General features: G+C 67.2%; 16 protein-coding genes and 1 pseudogene. 8 read left to right on the forward strand and 9 right to left on the reverse strand.

All coding sequences use genetic code 11. The features are described 5' to 3' along the window. The first annotated feature begins 82 nt into the window (after positions 1 to 82). Entirely contained in the window at positions 83 to 895 is an 813-nt protein-coding gene (xthA, locus tag VQ065_RS18430; RefSeq protein WP_003089983.1) for an exodeoxyribonuclease III, read from the forward strand. A 109-nt stretch (positions 896 to 1,004) separates the two neighbouring features. On the opposite strand, the gene VQ065_RS18435 is transcribed toward xthA, so the two are convergent. Continuing rightward, the gene (locus tag VQ065_RS18435; RefSeq protein ID WP_024946981.1) at positions 1,005 to 1,436 is read right to left on the reverse strand and encodes a VOC family protein; all 432 of its coding nucleotides are present in this window, start codon (positions 1,434 to 1,436) and stop codon (positions 1,005 to 1,007) included. A 90-nt stretch (positions 1,437 to 1,526) separates the two neighbouring features. Between VQ065_RS18435 and VQ065_RS18440 the strand changes: the two are divergent. The 4 genes and pseudogenes from VQ065_RS18440 to VQ065_RS18455 all read left to right on the forward strand — a co-directional run bounded on the left by VQ065_RS18440 (position 1,527) and on the right by VQ065_RS18455 (position 5,241). Further along, positions 1,527 to 2,445, forward strand: a pseudogene (locus VQ065_RS18440) (LysR substrate-binding domain-containing protein). A gap of 60 nt (positions 2,446 to 2,505) precedes the next feature. Beyond that, complete coding sequence (locus VQ065_RS18445; RefSeq protein ID WP_003122636.1) at positions 2,506 to 3,900, forward strand: substrate-binding domain-containing protein; 1,395 nt, start codon at positions 2,506 to 2,508, stop codon at positions 3,898 to 3,900. A 149-nt stretch (positions 3,901 to 4,049) separates the two neighbouring features. Continuing rightward, entirely contained in the window at positions 4,050 to 5,093 is a 1,044-nt protein-coding gene (locus VQ065_RS18450) for a TerC family protein (protein ID WP_003089993.1), read from the forward strand. Beyond that, positions 5,050 to 5,241: a hypothetical protein gene (locus VQ065_RS18455; RefSeq protein ID WP_003089995.1), complete on the forward strand. Its 192-nt coding sequence runs from the start codon at positions 5,050 to 5,052 to the stop codon at positions 5,239 to 5,241. Before VQ065_RS18450 ends, VQ065_RS18455 begins: the two co-directional genes overlap by 44 nt. Before the next feature lie 42 nt (positions 5,242 to 5,283). Here VQ065_RS18455 and VQ065_RS18460 read toward each other — a convergent pair whose 3' ends face one another. Beyond that, a complete protein-coding gene (locus VQ065_RS18460) occupies positions 5,284 to 6,513 on the reverse strand; it encodes an acyl-CoA dehydrogenase (protein ID WP_003089998.1) in 1,230 nt (409 codons plus the stop codon). Between the two features lie 173 nt (positions 6,514 to 6,686). Between VQ065_RS18460 and VQ065_RS18465 the strand changes: the two genes are divergently transcribed. Further along, on the forward strand, positions 6,687 to 7,619 hold the full coding sequence (locus tag VQ065_RS18465) for a LysR family transcriptional regulator (protein WP_003090000.1): 933 nt from the start codon (positions 6,687 to 6,689) through the stop codon (positions 7,617 to 7,619). 116 nt (positions 7,620 to 7,735) lie between these two features. Here the strand turns inward: VQ065_RS18465 and VQ065_RS18470 are convergent, their stop codons facing one another. From VQ065_RS18470 to VQ065_RS18495, 6 genes are all read right to left on the reverse strand, one after another. After that, positions 7,736 to 8,863, reverse strand: a complete 1,128-nt coding sequence (locus tag VQ065_RS18470) for an acyl-CoA dehydrogenase family protein (RefSeq protein ID WP_003090001.1) — start codon at positions 8,861 to 8,863, stop codon at positions 7,736 to 7,738. 28 nt (positions 8,864 to 8,891) lie between these two features. Continuing rightward, a complete protein-coding gene (locus VQ065_RS18475; RefSeq protein WP_003108823.1) occupies positions 8,892 to 10,082 on the reverse strand; it encodes an acetyl-CoA C-acyltransferase in 1,191 nt (396 codons plus the stop codon). A gap of 17 nt (positions 10,083 to 10,099) precedes the next feature. Beyond that, positions 10,100 to 10,867 (reverse strand): 3-hydroxyacyl-CoA dehydrogenase, encoded by a 768-nt coding sequence (locus VQ065_RS18480; RefSeq protein WP_003090005.1) that lies wholly within the window; start codon positions 10,865 to 10,867, stop codon positions 10,100 to 10,102. A gap of 19 nt (positions 10,868 to 10,886) precedes the next feature. Further along, entirely contained in the window at positions 10,887 to 12,554 is a 1,668-nt protein-coding gene (locus VQ065_RS18485) for an acyl-CoA synthetase (protein WP_003090007.1), read from the reverse strand. A gap of 176 nt (positions 12,555 to 12,730) precedes the next feature. Next, positions 12,731 to 13,816: an AraC family transcriptional regulator gene (locus VQ065_RS18490; protein WP_003090009.1), complete on the reverse strand. Its 1,086-nt coding sequence runs from the start codon at positions 13,814 to 13,816 to the stop codon at positions 12,731 to 12,733. A gap of 68 nt (positions 13,817 to 13,884) precedes the next feature. Further along, positions 13,885 to 15,579 carry an AMP-binding protein gene (locus VQ065_RS18495; protein ID WP_003090011.1) on the reverse strand — a complete coding sequence of 565 codons (1,695 nt, stop codon included), beginning with the start codon at positions 15,577 to 15,579 and terminating at the stop codon, positions 13,885 to 13,887. A gap of 221 nt (positions 15,580 to 15,800) precedes the next feature. Here VQ065_RS18495 and VQ065_RS18500 point away from each other — a divergent pair, with 221 nt between their 5' ends. Continuing rightward, a complete protein-coding gene (locus VQ065_RS18500; RefSeq protein WP_003102512.1) occupies positions 15,801 to 16,493 on the forward strand; it encodes an MgtC/SapB family protein in 693 nt (230 codons plus the stop codon). 136 nt (positions 16,494 to 16,629) lie between these two features. Then, positions 16,630 to 16,776: a PSPA7_2676 family Cys-rich small protein gene (locus VQ065_RS18505; RefSeq protein WP_003090016.1), complete on the forward strand. Its 147-nt coding sequence runs from the start codon at positions 16,630 to 16,632 to the stop codon at positions 16,774 to 16,776. A gap of 39 nt (positions 16,777 to 16,815) precedes the next feature. Here the strand turns inward: VQ065_RS18505 and VQ065_RS18510 are convergent, their stop codons facing one another. Continuing rightward, on the reverse strand, positions 16,816 to 17,358 hold the full coding sequence (locus VQ065_RS18510) for a DUF4946 domain-containing protein (protein WP_003090018.1): 543 nt from the start codon (positions 17,356 to 17,358) through the stop codon (positions 16,816 to 16,818). Positions 17,359 to 17,499 lie beyond the last annotated feature (141 nt).

Genomic DNA, 17,499 nt, shown 5'->3' on the forward strand with positions numbered 1-17,499 from the left:
GCGGACACTAGCACAGCGCCTCCAGGGTCGCCAGGCATCCCCCGGCTGGGCTAGCATTCCTGTTTTTGCCAGGACGCCCACCATGAAAATCGTCTCTTTCAATATCAACGGTCTGCGCGCCCGGCCGCACCAGCTGGCGGCGCTGATCGAGCGGCACCAGCCCGACGTGATCGGGCTGCAGGAAACCAAGGTCGCCGACGACCAGTTTCCCCAGGCCGAGATCGAGGCGCTCGGCTACCACGTCCACTACCACGGGCAGAAAGGCCACTACGGCGTCGCCCTGCTCTCCCGCCAGGCGCCCCTGGAACTGCACCGCGGCTTCCCGAGCGACGGCGAGGAGTCCCAGCGTCGCTTCATCTGGGGCACCTTCAGCGACGCCCAGGGCAACCCGATCACCGTGATGAACGGTTACTTCCCGCAAGGCGAGAACCGCGAGCATCCGACCAAGTTCCCGGCCAAGCAGCGCTTCTACGCCGATCTCCAGTCGCTGCTGGAGAACAGCTTCAAGCCCGAGCAGGCCCTGGTGGTGATGGGCGACATCAATATCTCGCCGGAGGACTGCGACATCGGCATTGGCGAGGAAAACCGCAAGCGCTGGCTGAAGACCGGCAAGTGCAGCTTCCTGCCGGAAGAGCGCGAATGGCTGGCTACGTTGAAGAACTGGGGCCTGGTCGACAGCTTCCGGGCCCTGAATCCGGAGGTGAACGACCGCTTCAGCTGGTTCGACTACCGCAGCCGTGGCTTCGAGGACACCCCCAAGCGCGGCCTGCGCATCGATGTGATCCTGGCCAGCCGGGTGCTGCAGTCGCGCTTCAAGGACGCCGGCATCGACTACGACCTGCGCGGCATGGAGAAACCCTCCGATCACGCCCCGATCTGGCTGGAACTGGCCTGAGACCCAGCCTAAGGAAAAGGCTCATCCCCGGATGAGCCTTCAGGCAGTCGCTGCCTGGCCTGGGCGATCTCGCCGACGCCACCCGCCTATCCGGCGCGCGACCTTTCCCTCAGGCAGGATTGTCCACACACGGCCCCTTCAGCTCCACTCGATTGCCATCCGGATCGAAGAAGTACAGCGACCAGCCGTCGCCCTCGGCACCGAAGCGGATTTCCGCGGGAACCTGCGGGACCAGGCCGAACCCCTCGAGATGGGCGATCAGCGCGGCCTCGTCGAACGGCTCGATGCGCACGCAGAAATGATCGACGTTGCGCCCTTCCCCACCCGGCGCCGCACCGCCCTCCCGGCCGAGCGACCCGGACACCGCGACCAGGTCGAGCATCGACGTGCCCAGGCGCAGATGGGCCAGCTCCAGGTCGTCGCGCCACTTCACCACCACGCAACCGAGGACATCGCGATAGAACGCGATGCTGCGTTCCAGGTCGCGGACCCGCAGGACGATGTGATCGAGACGTTCGACGACGAAGGGTTGCATGGTCATTCACCTCTAGAACCGTGGACTATGGCGAGACTTTAGCCAGCACACCCCGGGTTGATAATGCTTTAATCCCTGATTCATTGATTACTGACAGTGAATTATCCTCGTGGATCACCTCACCGCCCTCAAGGTCTTCCGCGCCGTGGCCGCGAATGGCGGCTTCGCCGCCGCGGCCCGGCAGATGAATCTCTCGCCGGCCGCCGTGAGCAAGAACGTCGCCGAGCTGGAAGCGCACCTCAAGGTGCGCCTGATCAATCGCACCACCCGCAGCATGAGCCTGACCGAGGCCGGCGAAGTCTACCGGCAGCGCCTGGAGCGCATCCTCGACGATCTCGAGGCCGCCGACGCCGCGCTCACTTCGATGCAGCAGGGCCCCAGCGGCCTGCTGCGGGTCAGCGCCCCGCTGACCCTCGCCCTCACCTGCCTGACCCCGGCCATTCCGGCTTTTCTCCAGCGTTATCCGGACCTGCGCCTGGAACTGCTCCTGCAGGACGGCCGCCAGGACCTGATCGCCGAAGGCATCGACCTGGCCCTGCGCGGTAGCGACCGGGTTGCGGACTCCGGCCTGGTCGCCCGCCCGCTGCTAGTCTTGGAGCACGTGCTCTGCGCGGCGCCGGCCTACCTCAGTCAGCATGGCCAGCCGCTGCGGCCGGAGGCCCTGCGCGAACACGAGTGCATCCGCTTCAGCCTCTCTGGCCATGCCGACCGCTGGACCTTCCGCAAGGAACGCGAGTGCATAGCGGTGCCTATCGCCGGGCGTTACCGGGTGTCCTCCAGCCTGGCGGTGCGCGATGCCCTGCTCGCCGGCTTCGGCTTGAGCCTGATCCCACGGCTGTACGTACAGGCGGAACTGGCCGAAGGCCGCCTGGTTGAATTGCTGGCCGGCTGGAAGGCCGACGAGACGGCGATCCACGCGGTCTATCCATCACGCCAACTGGCCGGCAAGACCCGAGTGTTTCTCGACTTCCTGACCGAGACAATGGCGCAGGGCCATGATTCCCCAACGCTGTAACCTTAGCGTCACCCGTCTGACTTAATCTCGCCGGCAAATTCCCTTCCCCCATAGAAGACGATGCCCGCGATGCCACACCGCCAGCGCGCCAGTGACAAAGACCTCTGGAGCCGTACCCTGAGCCTGGTTTTCCTCGGATTCCTCTGTTACGCCTTCCCCTGGACGGTATTCGCCGCCCCCTTGCCGATCCCCTCGGACGACACGCCGGCGCTGCGCATCCAGGGTTCCAACACCATCGGCGCGAAGCTCCTGCCGGCCCTGGTCGAGGGCCTGATGGAAGAGGAAGGCCTGGAGGATATCCGCCGTACCCCCGGAGAACGGGAAAACGAACTCCATCTGCTCGGCAAGAGCCGCGACGGCCGCCTGGTGAGGGTGGAGCTATCCGCCCACGGTTCGAGCACCGGCTTCGCCGCCCTCCTCGAACGCCACGCCGAACTCGCCGCGGCCTCGCGCCCCGTCAAGGACAGCGAAGTTCGCGCCCTGGCCGGCTTCGGCGACCTGCGCAGCCCATATGCCGAGCAGGTGATCGCCATCGACGGACTGGCGATCATCCTGCATCCGGACAACCCGCTGGCCTCGCTGGACACCGCGCAACTGGCGGCGGTGTTCGCCGGCGAGGTGCGTACCTGGGAAGAACTGGGCGGCAAGGGCGGCGCCATCCGCCTGTACGCTCGCGACGAGCAGTCCGGCACCTACGACACCTTCAAGGAACTGGTGCTGGCCAGTCACGGCAAGAGCCTGGCCAGCGACGCCCGCCGCTTCGAATCCAACGATCGGCTGGCGGCCGCGGTGAGCGCCGATCCGCACGCCATCGGCTTCGTCGGCATCGCGTCGGTGGGCCGGGCCCGCGCCTTGGCCATCGCCGACGGCGAATCGCTGCCGATGGCGCCCCAGGAAAGCCTGATCGCCACCGAGGACTACCCGCTGTCGCGCCGCCTGTTCCTCTACCTGAAGCCCGGCGAGAAGAACCCCTGGGCCCAGGCCCTGGTACGTTTCGCCCAGGGCCCGCGTGGCCAGGCGATCGTCACCCGCAGCGGCTTCGTCGCGCAGAAGATCCAGGCGGTGCAGATCGCACCGCGCCCGCAGATGCCCGCCGAATACCGCAAGCTCGCGGAACAGGCGCGGCGCCTGACGGTGAACTTCCGCTTCCAGGAAGGCAGCGCGCTGCTCGACAACAAGGCACTGCTCGACGTACAGCGTTTGCTGGACTACCTGCGGCAAAATCGGAAGTTGCAGGAGCGCACCGTGCTGGTGGGCTTCGGCGATCCCAAGTCCGACGCCGAGCGTTCGGTCCTGCTTTCGCGTCTGCGCGCCATGGCCGTGCGCCGCGAACTGGCCCGCGGCGGCGTGAGTTTCCGCGAGATCGCCGGCTTCGGCGACGAGTTGCCGGTCGCCAGCAACGACCAGGAACTGGGCCGACAGAAGAACCGGCGGGTGGAAGTCTGGGTCTACTGAACGCTGTAGCACTTTGTAACCTCGCCGTTTTGCCGGCGCCCGGAGCCTGGTTTATTTTTTCCGAGTGACTGCGGGCCCCTCTGACGGTAAGCAATTGCCGCCATGTCGGAGTCACATGACCATCCGACAATTCGAAGCGAGGGGGCCCAATGGCAGCTCTGCATGCATTTCTCACCGAACCGTTCCTCGGTACGGCTATCTGGTTCTGGCTGGCCTTCCTGGCCATCGTCATCGTTCTCCTGGTCCTCGACCTCGGCGTGCTGCAACGCGACCACCACGAAATCGGCGTGCGCGAAAGCCTGCTGCTGTCCGCCGGCTACTTCGCCTGCGGCCTGGCCTTCGGCGGCTGGGTCTGGTACGCCTTCGGCCCCACCAGCGCGGTGGAGTACTACACCGGCTTCCTGGTCGAACAGTCGCTATCGATGGACAACGTGTTCGTCATGGCGATGATCTTCAGTTTCTTCGGCATCCCCCGCCGCTACCAGCACCAGGTGCTGTTCTGGGGCATCCTCGGCGCCATCGTCCTGCGGGCGATCATGATCGGCCTGGGCGCCGCGCTGGTGAAGGAATTCGACTGGATCATGTACGTGTTCGGCGCCTTCCTGCTGTTCAGCGGCGTGAAGATGCTGTTCAACAAGCACGAGGAAGAACCCGACCTGGAGCACAACCCGGTGCTGCGCTTCCTGCGCAAGCACATGCGGGTGACCAAGGAACTGCACGAGCATCACTTCTTCGTCCGCCTGCCGGACGCCAGCGGCAAGCTGGTGCGCTACGCCACCCCGCTGTTCTTCGCCCTGGTGCTGATCGAGCTGGCCGACCTGGTGTTCGCGGTGGACAGCGTGCCGGCGATCTTCGCCATCACCCAGGACCCGTTCATCGTCTACACCTCGAACATCTTCGCCATCCTCGGCCTGCGCGCCCTGTACTTCTCGCTGGCGGCGATGATCCACCGCTTCGTCTACCTGAAATACGCCCTGGCCCTGGTTCTGGTGTTCATCGGTGCGAAGATCATGCTCCACGGTGTGATCGGCAAGATTCCCGCCGGCCTCTCGCTTGGCGTAACCTTCGGCCTGCTGGCGGGCGGTATCCTGCTCTCCCTGCTGAAGACCCGCACGCCGAAAGCCACCGTCGAGGACAAGGCCGAACCGAATGCCGAACACGCTCTGGATCGAACGTCTGGACACCCACGCTGAACCTTTCTGGCGGGTCCGCCTCGGCACGCGTGGGATCTGCTTCCGCAACGAGCGGGCGGCCCGCGAGTTCGCCGCCCTGCTGCACAGCCGTCGCGCGTGGCAGCTGGAACGCAACGCCGAGGAAAAAGGGGCAGACTCCCCGGAATGAAAAAGGCCCGCACCCGCGGGCCTTTCCCCTATACCACAGCCGTCAGCGGCTGCTGCGCAGCATCTCCCTGGGCACGTACTTGCCCAGCTCGAACTTGCCGATCGCCGCGCGGTGCACCTCGTCCGGACCGTCGGCCAGGCGCAGGGTGCGCTGCATGGCGTACCAGTAAGCCAGCGGGAAGTCGTTGGAAACCCCGGCGCCACCGTGCATCTGGATCGCCCGGTCGATCACCTTCAACGCCACGTTGGGCGCCACCACCTTGATCTGGGCGATTTCGCTCTGGGCGATCTTGTTGCCCACGGTATCCATCATGTAGGCGGCCTGCAGGGTCAGCAGGCGCGCCATGTTGATCTCCATCCGCGAGTCGGCGATGTGGTCGATGTTGCCGCCCAGGCGCGCCAGCGGCTTGCCGAACGCGGTACGGCTGACCGCGCGCTTGCACATCAGTTCGAGGGCGCGCTCGGCCATGCCGATGGAGCGCATGCAGTGGTGGATGCGGCCCGGGCCGAGGCGCCCCTGGGCGATCTCGAAACCGCGGCCCTCGCCGAGGATGACGTTCTCGTAGGGCACCCGCACGTTCTCGAACAGCACTTCGGCATGGCCATGCGGCGCGTCGTCGTAGCCGAACACCGGCAGCGGACGGAGGATCTTCACCCCGGGGGTGTCGACCGGTACCAGGATCATCGAGTGCTGCTGGTGGCGCGGCGCGTCCGGGTTGGTCAGGCCCATGAAGATCAGGATCTTGCAGCGCGGATCGCAGGCGCCGGAAGTCCACCACTTGCGCCCGTTGATCACCCAGTCGTCGCCCTGGCGCTCGGCGCGCGCCTCCATATTGGTGGCGTCGGACGAGGCCACGCCCGGTTCGGTCATGGCGAAGGCCGAGCGGATCTCGCCGCTCAGCAGCGGTTCCAGCCAGGTGCGCTTCTGCTCCTCGCTGCCGTAGCGCACCAGCACCTCCATGTTGCCGGTATCCGGCGCGGCGCAGTTGAAGGGTTCCGGCCCGATCAGCGAACGGCCCATGATTTCCGCCAGCGGCGCGTATTCGTGGTTGGCCAGCCCGGCACCATACTCGGACTCGGGCAGGAACAGGTTCCACAGCCCTTCGGCCTTGGCCTTGGCCTTCAGCTCTTCCATGATCGCCGTCGGCTGCCAGCGGTCGCCCTCGGCGACCTGGCGCTCGAACACGGCCTCGGCGGGATAGACATGCGCTTCCATGAACGCGCTGACACGTTCACGCAGCTCCTGGACCTTGGGGGAATAGGCGAAATCCATGGGGGATACCTTCTGACGGGTTGGCAGGCGAGGCATCGGACAAAGGCGCTGGTAACGATGCCGGAACAGGGCTTAAGATTTGCCCAGTCTATTTTTTCCGTCCATGAACATTCATGATCCATATGGGGGTCATCCAAGCCCCCAATAACAAGAAAAGTCGCGGAGCCAGTGCCATGAACCTGAACAAAGTCGACCTGAACCTGTTCATCGTGTTCGATGCGATCTATACCGAAGCCAACCTGACCCGCGCCGGGCAGATCGTCGGCATCACCCAGCCAGCCGTATCCAACGCCCTTTCCCGCCTGCGCGAGACCTTCAACGACCCGCTGTTCGTGCGCACCGCCCAGGGCATGGTGCCGACCCCGATGGCGCAGAACATCATCGGCCCGGTGCGCAACGCGCTGCAGTTGCTGCGGGTTTCGGTGCAGGAGAGCCGCAGCTTCGATCCGCAGCAGGCGAACAAGACCTACCGCATCAGCATGACCGACCTCACCGAGGCGGTCATCCTCCCCCCGCTGTTCCAGCGCTTGCGCCGCCTGGCGCCGAACGTGCATATCGAGAGCTTCCTCGCCAAGCGCCGCGAGACCACCAAGGAACTCGCCGCCGGCCGCCTCGACTTCGCCGTCGACGCGCCGCTGAACACCGATCCCCAGGTGCGCCACGTCAAGCTGATGGAGGACCGCTACGTCTGCGCCATGCGCCGCGGCCACCCACTGGCGGGCAAGCCGAAGCTGGCCCTGGACGATTACCTGGGCCTGACCCACATCCATATTTCCAGCCGCCGCAGCGGCCTCGGCTACATCGACCTGGCGCTGGGCAAGATGGGCATCCAGCGCAAGATCGCGCTGCGCTCGCAGCACTACCTGATGGCCTCCACGGTGGTCCAGCAGACCGACATGGCGATGACCGTGCCGGAACGCTTCGCCCGTCACCACGACCTGCACTACGCGGTGCTGCCGGTGAGCGACGTGCCGAAGCTGGAAACCCACCTGTACTGGCACGAGAGCACCGACCAGGACCCGGCCAACCGCTGGATGCGCGAACAGATCATCGAGCTGTGCCAGCAGGTCACCGCGCGCGAGAACAAGGCGGCGCAGCCGGCGTGAGCGCCTGCCAAGGGGCGTAGGGCGAACGAGGCTCGGGCATTTGCTTCCGAGGTGCCTCAGTGCGCCCTCTCCCTGAAGGGAGAAGGCGCCGTTGCGGAAACGACGGATAGTCGCCGCTACAGGCTGCGCGCGATCACCAGGCGCTGCACGTCGCTGGTGCCCTCGTAGATCTGGCAGACCCGCACGTCCCGATAGATGCGTTCCACCGGGAAGTCCTTGAGGTAGCCATAGCCACCGAGGGTCTGGATCGCCGCGGAGCAGACTTCCTCGGCCATCTCCGAGGCGAACAGCTTGGCCATCGAGGCTTCGGTCAGGCACGGCAGACCGGCTTCGCGCAGGCTGGCGGCGTGGTGGACCATCTGCCGCGCCACGGCGATGCGGGTGGCCATGTCGGCCAGGCGGAAAGCCACCGCCTGGTGCTCGATGATCGGCTTGCCGAAGGTTTCCCGCTCATGGGCGTAGTCGCGCGCCGCCTCGAACGCCGCGCGCGCCATGCCGACCGCCTGGGCGGCGATGCCGATGCGGCCGCCTTCGAGGTTGGCCAGGGCGATGCGGTAGCCCTCGCCCTCCTCGCCCAGGCGCAGCGTGGCCGGGATACGCAGGTCGTTGAAGGCCAGCTGGCAGGTGTCCGAGGCGTGCTGGCCGAGCTTGTCCTCGATCCGCACCACCTCGTAGCCGGGCGTGTCGGTGGGCACGATGAACGCGCTGATGCCGCGCTTTCCGGCATCCGGATCGGTGACCGCGAAGACGATCACCATCCCCGCGTGGCTGCCCGAAGTGATGAACTGCTTGGCACCGTTCAGCACGTAGTGGTCACCGTCGCGGCGGGCGCGGGTCTTCAGGAAGCTGGCGTCGGAACCGGCTTGCGGCTCGGTCAGGGCGAAGGCGCCGAGCATCGAACCCTGGGCCAGCGGACGGAGGAAGCGCTCCTTCTGCTCGGCGCTGCCGAACTTGTGGATCGGCATGCAGCCGACCGAGTTGTGCACGCTCATGATGGTCGAGCAGGCGCCGTCGCCAGCGGCGATCTCCTCGAGGGCCATGGCGTAGGCCAGGTGCCCGGTCTGCGCGCCGCCCCACTCCTCGGGCACCAGCATGCCGAGGAAGCCGAGGTCGGCCATCTCGCGGATCGCCTCGGCCGGGAAACGGTGCTCGCGGTCCCAGTCGGCGGCGAACGGTTTCAGCCGTTCCTGGGCGAACTGCCGCGCCATGTCACGGATCTGGATCTCTTCTTCGCAGGGAATCATCGCGGGTTCCTCTTCTTCACTGCCTGCATCAGCGCAAGCGCTCGACGGCGATCGCGGTCGCCTCGCCGCCGCCGATGCAGACCGCCGCCACGCCGCGTTCCAGGTCGTACTGCTGCAGGGCGTTGAGCAGGGTCACGACGATCCGTGCGCCGGACGCGCCGATCGGATGGCCCAGCGCACAGGCGCCGCCGTGGACGTTGAGGCGTTCGTGGGACAGGTCGAGGTCGCGCATCGCCGCCATGCCGACCACGGCGAAGGCTTCGTTGACCTCGAACAGGTCGACCTCGCCCAGCGACCAGCCGGTACGCTGCATCAGGCGCTTCACCGCACCGACCGGCGCGGTGGGGAACAGGTTCGGCGCGTCGGCGAACGAAGCATGCCCACGGATCGCCGCCAACGGCGCGAGCCCGCGTCGCTCGGCCTCGGAAAGGCGCATCAGGACCAGCGCGGCGGCACCGTCGGAAATCGAACTGGAGTTGGCCGCGGTTACCGTGCCGCCTTCGCGGAACGCCGGCTTCAGGGTCGGGATCTTGTCCAGCCGGGCCTTCGGCGGCTGCTCGTCGCTATCCACCAGGCGCTCGGTCTTGCCGGCGGTGACCGTCAGCGGCACGATCTCGGCCTGGAAGCGTCCGTCGCGCATGGCTTGCTGCGCGCGGGTCAGCGAGGCCACGGCGAACTCGTCCTGTGCCTCGCGGGTGAAGCCGTAGGCCTCGGCGCAGTCCTCGGCGAAGGTGCCCATCAGGCGGCCCTTGTCGTAGGCGTCTTCGAGGCCGTCGAGGAACATGTGGTCGAGCACCTTGCCGTGGCCCATGCGGTAGCCGCTACGGGCGCGCTCCAGCAGGTAGGGCGCGTTGGACATGCTTTCCATGCCCCCGGCCAGCGCGACCCCGGCGCTGCCGGCGAGCAACGTGTCGTGGGCGAGCATCAGCGCCTTCATGCCCGAGCCGCACATCTTGTTCAGCGTCGAGCACGGCGTGCCGCGCGCCAGCCCGGCGCCAAGCACCGCCTGGCGCGCCGGCGCCTGGCCCTGGCCGGCGGCGAGCACGCAGCCGAGCACGGCCTCGTCCACTTCGTCGGCTTGCAGGCGCGCCCGCTCCACCGCGGCGCGCACCGCCGCGGCGCCGAGGGTAGCGGCGTTGACGTCCTTGAAGTCGCCGAGGAAGCCGCCCATCGGGGTGCGGACGGCGCTGACGATGACGATCGGATCTTCGCGGGTCATGGGATCTTCCTCCTGTATTAGCGGGCGGCCATGCGGATGGCGCCGTCGAGGCGAATCACTTCGCCGTTGAGCATGCTGTTCTCGATGATCTGCCGGACCAGCGCGGCGTATTCGTCCGGACGCCCCAGGCGCGGCGGGAACGGCACGCTGGCGCCGAGGGAGTCGCGCACCTCCTGGGGCATGCCGGCCATCATCGGTGTCTCGAAGATGCCCGGGGCGATGGTCATCACTCGGATGCCGAAGCGCGCCAGCTCGCGGGCGATGGGCAGGGTCATGCCGACCACCCCGCTCTTCGAGGCGGAATAGGCGGCCTGGCCAATCTGCCCGTCGAACGCCGCCACCGAGGCGGTATTGACGATCACCCCGCGCTCGCCGCCCTCGTCCGGCTGGCCCTGGGACATGGCCTCGGCGGCCAGGCGCAGCATGTTGAAGCTGCCCACCAGGTTGATGTCGATGACCCGGCGGAAACTCTCCAGGGCATGGATGCCATTGCGTCCGAGGACCTTCTCGGCCGGCGCCACGCCCGCGCAATTGGCCAGGCCATGGAGGCCGCCGAAGGCCTCCAGTGCAGTGGCCACGGCCTGGCGGCCGTCGGCCTCGCTGGCGATGTCGGCCCTGACGAAGCGCGCCTGGGCGCCAAGCTCGGCGGCCTTGGCCGCGCCGGCCTCGGCGTTGATGTCGGCCAGCACCACCTTGCCGCCCTGCTCCACCAGCATCTTCGCGGTGGCGGCGCCGAGCCCGGAGCTACCGCCGGTGACCAGGAACACTCGATTTTCGATACGCACGTCGTTTTCTCCTGCTGAATCAGTTCGCGGCGGCCGCCTGTGGGGCCGCCTCGCGTTGCCGGGCGATCTCCTGGTTGCGCAGGAGAAAGCGCTGGATCTTGCCGCTGGGGGTCTTCGGCAGTTCCTCGAGGAACTCGATCTCCCGCGGGTAGGCGTGCGCCGACAGGCGCTGGCGCACGTATCGCTGCAGTTCGTCCGCCAGTTCCGGCGTCGGCCGGTGGCCGGCGCAGAGCACGACGAAGGCCTTGACCAGTTCGGTGCGCTCCGGGTCGGGCTTGCCGATCACCGCCGCCTCCATCACTGCCGGGTGTTCGATCAGCGCGCTCTCCACATCGAACGGGCCGACCCGGTAGCCAGAGGTGGTAATGACGTCGTCGGCGCGGCCGACGAAGCTGATGCTGCCGTCTTCGTTGAGTTCGACGGTATCGCCGCTCAGGTAGTAGTCGCCGACGAAGGCTGCGGTTTCCAGGCCCTGGTAGCCGGGGAACCACATCAGCGGCGAACGCCGCCGGTCGAGGGCGAGGATGCCCGGCTGGCCGGGCGGCAGTTCGTTGAGATCGTCGTCCAGCACTACCACCCGGTGCCCGGGACAGGCGAATCCGGCGGCACCGACCCGCACCGGATGCGCCAGGGCATGGTGGTTGCACAGCACCATGCCCAGCTCGGTCTGCCCGTAATGGTCGTGGATGGTGGTGCCGAGCCTATCGGCGAACCAGCGGATCACCTCCGGCGTCAACGGCTCGCCGGCGCTGCTGACCGCGCGCAGGCGCCCCTTCAGCGCAGTTTCCGCGGCCGCGCCGGCGGCCATCAGCAGGCGATAGGCGGTGGGCGATCCGGCGAGGTTGGTGATGCCGTAGTCACGGATGATCCGGCAGGTGCTTTCTACGCTGAACGGCCCTTCGTAGAAGGTGGTCGGATGGCCCATGGCGAGGGGACCGGCGACAGCGTAGTAGAGGCCGTAGGCCCAGCCCGGATCGGCGAGGTTCCAGAAGGCGTCCTCGGGGCGCAGGTCCACCGCCTCGCGCAGGTAGCCGACGAAGGCGAGGATCGCCTTGAGCGGCACCGGCACCGGTTTGGCCAGGCCGGTGGTGCCGGAGGTGAACATCATCAGGAACGGATCCTCGCCGCTGCGCGGAACCGGTTCGAATTCAGCCGGATAGCGCTCCAGCTCGGCCCAGAAGCTGAAATCGCCACGACGGATGCCCTGCCCCTTCGGTCCGCCGACGGTGACGGCCAGAGGCGGATCGGCGAGTTCGTCGAGCTTGTCGCGGTTGGCCGCATCGGTGACCAGCACCTTGCTGCCGGCGGTCGCCACGCGGTGTTCGATGGCCTTCGGGCCGAAGGCGGTGAACAGCGGCTGGTACACCGCGCCCAGGCGCCAGGCGCCGAGGATGGTGACCAGCAGCTCGGGCGTGCGCGGCAACAGGCCGGCGACGCAATCGCCCGGGCGTACGCCCTGGGCCTGGAGGAAATTGGCGAAACGTCCGGAGAGCGCTTTCAGCTCGCTGAAGGTATAGCTGGCGCGACTGCCATCCTTGCCCTCCCAGAACAACGCGATCCGACCCGGCAGGGCATGCCGGTCGCAGCATTCGACGCAGGCGTTGAGCGCCTGGAGCGTGCCGGAAAGCGTGGCGGCGGCGGTCCGCTGCAAGTCGAACCCGGCGGCGGTGGTGGCGTAGTCGCGCATTGCAGGACTCCTCGGCTTGTTTTTGTATGGAGTAGCCGGAATCTTCACGCCGTGGCTGGCGCGGGGCAATGTCGAAAGGCTTCAATCTGCCTGAGCGGTTTGGACAATCCGGACTGGCTGCCTGTCCCCCCGAACCGTTCGCGACATACCGCAGATGACGCTGCGCGGCATTCGCCCTATCGACGGCCGAGCGTTTCGGACAAGACGCCTGACGATTCGGCCGACGCGGTTTCCGCCGCGACCTGCGCCCGGTACTGCCCGGGGGTCGAGCCGGTCCACTTCTTGAACGCCTTGTGGAACGCGCTGCCATCGGCGAAGCCCAGCTCCAGCGCCAGTTCGGCGAAATTCGCCGCGCCGGCGTCCAGCCGCGCGATGGCCAGGTCGCGGCGGACCTGGTCCTTCAGCGCCTGGTAGCTCTGCCCTTCCAGGGACAGCTTGCGGCGCAGGGTCGAGGGCGCCATGAAGAAATGCCCGGCGAGCGCGTCCGCGTCCGGCCAGCGTCCCGGCCGCAGGCTGCGCAGGTAGGCCTTGACCCGCGCCGCCAGGCTCTGCGGATCGCGATAGCGGACCAGGATGTTGGCCGGCGCGCCAAGCAGGAAGCGCCGCAGCTCCCGCTTGTCGCGGCGGACTGGCAGGGCCAGGCAGTCGGCATTGAACAGCAGGCGGCTGAGGGGACGGGAGAAACGCAGGTTGTCGCTGAACATCACCCGGTAGTCCTCGATGTAGTCCGGCTGCGGACAGCGCAGGTCGATGGCCAGGATCGGGATGCGCCGGCCGACCAGCCAGCAGGCCAGGCCATGGGTGATCATCCATAGGGTGAAGTAGGACAGCGCTCGCCCGTACCGGCCCGGCGCCTCGTCGAGGACGATTTCCGCCAGGCCGCCGCGGCGCTGCAGGCGCGGCTGGAAGTCGTCGAACTGCAGGCAGAGGAATCGCAGGATGCCGGTCAGCGCCGGCTCCAGGGTCTGCTCGTGGATCGCACAGCGGCTCATGAAAGCGAAGCTGCCACTCTTCAGGCGCCGCGCGTCCATGCCGAAGAACTCGTCGTCCATGCGCCGCGCGAGATCCAGCCAGAGCCGCGAATAGGCGTGCGAGGTGACCCGCGCGTAGGGTTTGCCGAGCAGCTGCGGATCGATACCGGCGGCCTGGAGGACCTCCCCCTCCTCGCCGCCCTGCCGGCGCCACTCCACCAGCGCCTCGCCGACCAGGCGCACCGAGATGGTGCCCTTGGTGCTCGCCTGAGTCTCGCCGTCGTTCTTCACCCGCCCCTCTCGCCTCGCTGCGCGCCGCCCGCCACCTTAGCGCAGGAGCGGGGCGCGGCTCCATCCTCTCAATCGCGCCCCTCGCGCAGCGCGAGCAGGCGAATCTCTTCGATGCTGACTTCGCGCATGCGGAACTTCTGGATCTTGCCGGTAACGGTCATCGGGAACTCGTCGACGAACTTGAAGTGGCGCGGGATCTTGAAGTGAGCGATACGCGCCTTGCAGAACGCCCGCAACTGTTCGTCATCGGCGTGGTGGCCCGGATGCAGCTTGATCCAGGCGACGATTTCCTCGCCATAGCGCTCGTCGGGGATGCCGATCACCTGCACGTCGGCCACCGCCGGGTGAGTGAAGAAGAACTCCTCCAGTTCGCGCGGATAGATGTTCTCGCCGCCGCGGATGATCATGTCCTTGCTGCGCCCGACGATCCGCACGTAGCCGTCGTCGTCCATCACCGCCAGGTCGCCGGTGTGCATCCAGCGCGCCGGGTCGATGGCCTCGGCGGTGGCCTGGGGGTCGTTCCAGTAGCCGAGCATCACGCTGTAGCCGCGGGTGCACAGCTCGCCGATCTCGCCGCGCGGCACCACCCTGCCCGTCTGGTCGACGATCTTGCTCTCCAGCCTCGGCTGGGTGCGTCCGACAGTGGTCACGCGCAGCTCCAGGCCATCGTCCGGACCGGTCTGCAGCGACACCGGGCTGGTCTCGGTCATGCCGTAGGCGATCTGCACCTCGGCCATGTGCATGTCGCCAATGACCCGCCGCATCACCTCGATCGGGCAGGTGGCGCCGGCCATGATTCCGGTGCGCAGGCTGGAAAGGTCGAATTCGCGGCGGCGCGGATGATCCAGCTCGGCGATGAACATGGTCGGTACCCCGTACAGCGCGGTGGCGCGCTCCTCGGCCACGGCCAGCAGGGTCGCCTCGGCGTCGAAGCTGGGCGCCGGGTAGATCATGGTCGAGCCGTGGGTGACGCAGCCGAGGTTGCCCATCACCATGCCGAAGCAGTGATACAGTGGCACCGGGATCACCAGGCGGTCTTCCGCGCCGAGTCCGAGGCTTTCGCCGACCATGTAGCCGTTGTTGAGGATGTTGTAGTGGCTGAGGGTGGCGCCCTTGGGGAAGCCGGTGGTACCGGAGGTGTACTGGATGTTGATCGGCTCGTCGAACTGCAGCGAGGCCTGGCGCTGGCGCAGTTCCTCGGCGCCTACCGCGGCGGCCAGCCCCGGCAGGCCCTGCCAGTGCAGGAAGCCCGCTGGCGCCCGCTCGGCCAGGCTGATCACGCCGCGCAGTTCCGGCAGGCGCTCGCTGGCCAGTTCGCCCGGACGCGCCCGCGCCAGCTCCGGCAGCAGGTCGCCGAGCATCGCGTGGTAGTCGCTGGTCTTGAAGGCGTCGGCGCAGATCAGCCAGCTGCAACCGGACTGCTTGAGAGCGTATTCCAGCTCGCTGCTGCGGTATGCCGGGTTGATGTTCACCAGGACCGCACCGACCTTGGCGCTGGCGAACTGGGTAATGCACCATTCGGCGCAGTTCGGCGCCCAGATCCCCAGGCGTTCGCCGGGGCGCAGACCCAGGGCGATGAAGGCGCGGGCGTAGGCATCGACCCGCTCCGCCAGTTGCCGCCAGCTGTAGCGCAGGCGTTGATGCCGCACCACCAGCGCCTCGCGCTCGGCATGACGCGCGACAGTGGCATCGAAGGCGTCGCCGACGGTGGTCGCCAGCAAGGCGACATCCTGGCGACCCGAGGTATAGCTCGGCTGATTCATGGCTTTCCCTTGTTGTGGTTGTTCTGGGAATGTCGCTGAACCGTCGTCCTGCGCCGCCGGGGGCGCTACGACGGACACCGGCGAACGGTGTCGGTGAAGTCGATGAGCATGTTTACGTTAACGTAAAGGTAAACGCAAGAGGCTTGTCCGCCCGGGGCCGCTGGTCCCGGCGTGAACCAGCGGAACGGCGTACAATGGGCGGTTTTTCACAGGAGCACAGCATGACCCCGGAAATCGCCATCGGCCTGGTGACGGCCCTCGGCCTCGGTGCGCTGGTCGGTCTCGAGCGGCAATGGCGACAACGCTCTTCCGGCATGGCCACCCACGCGATGGTCGCACTCGGTGCGGCCAGCTTCTCGATCCTGCCGCTGTTGCTCGACAACGAGGTCAGCGTGACCCGCATGGCGGCCCAGGTAGTCAGCGGCATCGGTTTTCTCGGCGCCGGCGTGATCATGCGCGACGGCCTCAGCGTACGCGGCCTGAGCACTGCGGCGAGCATCTGGAGCACCGGCGCGATCGGCGTACTGGCCGGCAGCGGTTTCATCCTGGCGGCCTGCATGACGACCGCGCTGATCGTCATCGCCAACCTGTTCCTGCCCGCTCTCGGCCGGGTGGTGGACCGCCACACCTCGGGCGAGGCCGAGCAGGAGCGCTTCTACCAGATCAGCGTGTCCTGCGAGGCGCGCAACGAAGCGCTGGTGCGCATGCAGTTGCTGCAACGCATGGGCGACAACCGCCTGAACCTGCAGAGCCTGGAAAGCCACGCGCTGAAAGGCAGCGGCAACGTGGAAGTGAACGCCGTGGTGTTCACCCTGCACAAGGAAGATTCGCTGGTGGAACAGATGGTCGGCGAGCTGTGCCTGGCACCGCAGGTCACCGCCGCCAGTTGGGTGATGAATCCCGCCGCGGAATGAACCGGCGAATTTAGGTTGCCCATTCTAGACGCTTCGCCGCAGGCTTTTCCCACCTCCAGACAAGAACAAGCCGGAGTGAACCACACCACCACTGCCTGTTTCGTGGACGGGGCGAGCCGCCCCGCGGGGAGGAGTCATGCGCTTGCGTTGTTTCTTGCGAGGTTGCCGCTGGGACGAAGGTAGCCTGGTCACGGTAGGCCCCGACCTGATGCTGCGCCAACGTTGCCGGCGTTGCGGCGCCCATCGCTATCTCAGCGTCGAGGCGCCGCCCGAGGAAGCCTGAGCGACGCCGGTCGCGTCCAGGCGTCGAGCGGCTGGCCCTTCAGCGCAGGACCAGGCTGGCCCGGGTGCGCAGGTAGCTCTGCCGGTAGACCACGCTGTTGGCCGGACTGGCGGTATATACCAGGGAGTACATCGCGCGCTGTCCCAGGGCCATCGCCACGATCTGGGTCAGCAGCACCTCGTTGCCCTGGCTGATCCGGCAGTGGGTCTCCAGCGATGCCAGGCCGCCGAGGTTCGAGCGGATCGGTGTGGTGCAGCGCGAGCCCAGCCCGGCCTTGCGGTAGCCCGATTGGACGACATCGAAGACACTCTGGAACTGGCCGTCGATCTCCACCGACTCCTCTTCCATCATCTTCAGGCTGAGCAACTCGATGCTGGCTTCCTTCTCGCCTCCCGGCCCGAGCTTGGTCGCCAGTTGCCGGGAGCCCAGTTGCTCCACGTCGCTGGCCTCGGGTGGGATGCTCTCGGTGATCACCTGCCAGCCGGCCGGCCAGTCGACCTCGGGCTGATAGCCACTGCTGGCGCAACCCGCCACAAGCCCCGCCACTACCACCAGCGCCAAGCCGGACGCCTTGCTTCTCATAGCATTTCCTTACTCGCAAAACCCATCGGAGGGAAAGGTCGGACCTGTCGCCATGGCGCCGTCCGCGCAGTCTCCGAGCCCATGGCGACAAGGTTCCCAGCTTACCGGAGAGACGGCGAGCGCCAAGGCGCAAGCCTGAAC

The organism is Pseudomonas sp. KBN10P06128 (assembly GCF_037574945.1).
Lineage (GTDB): Bacteria > Pseudomonadota > Gammaproteobacteria > Pseudomonadales > Pseudomonadaceae > Pseudomonas > Pseudomonas aeruginosa.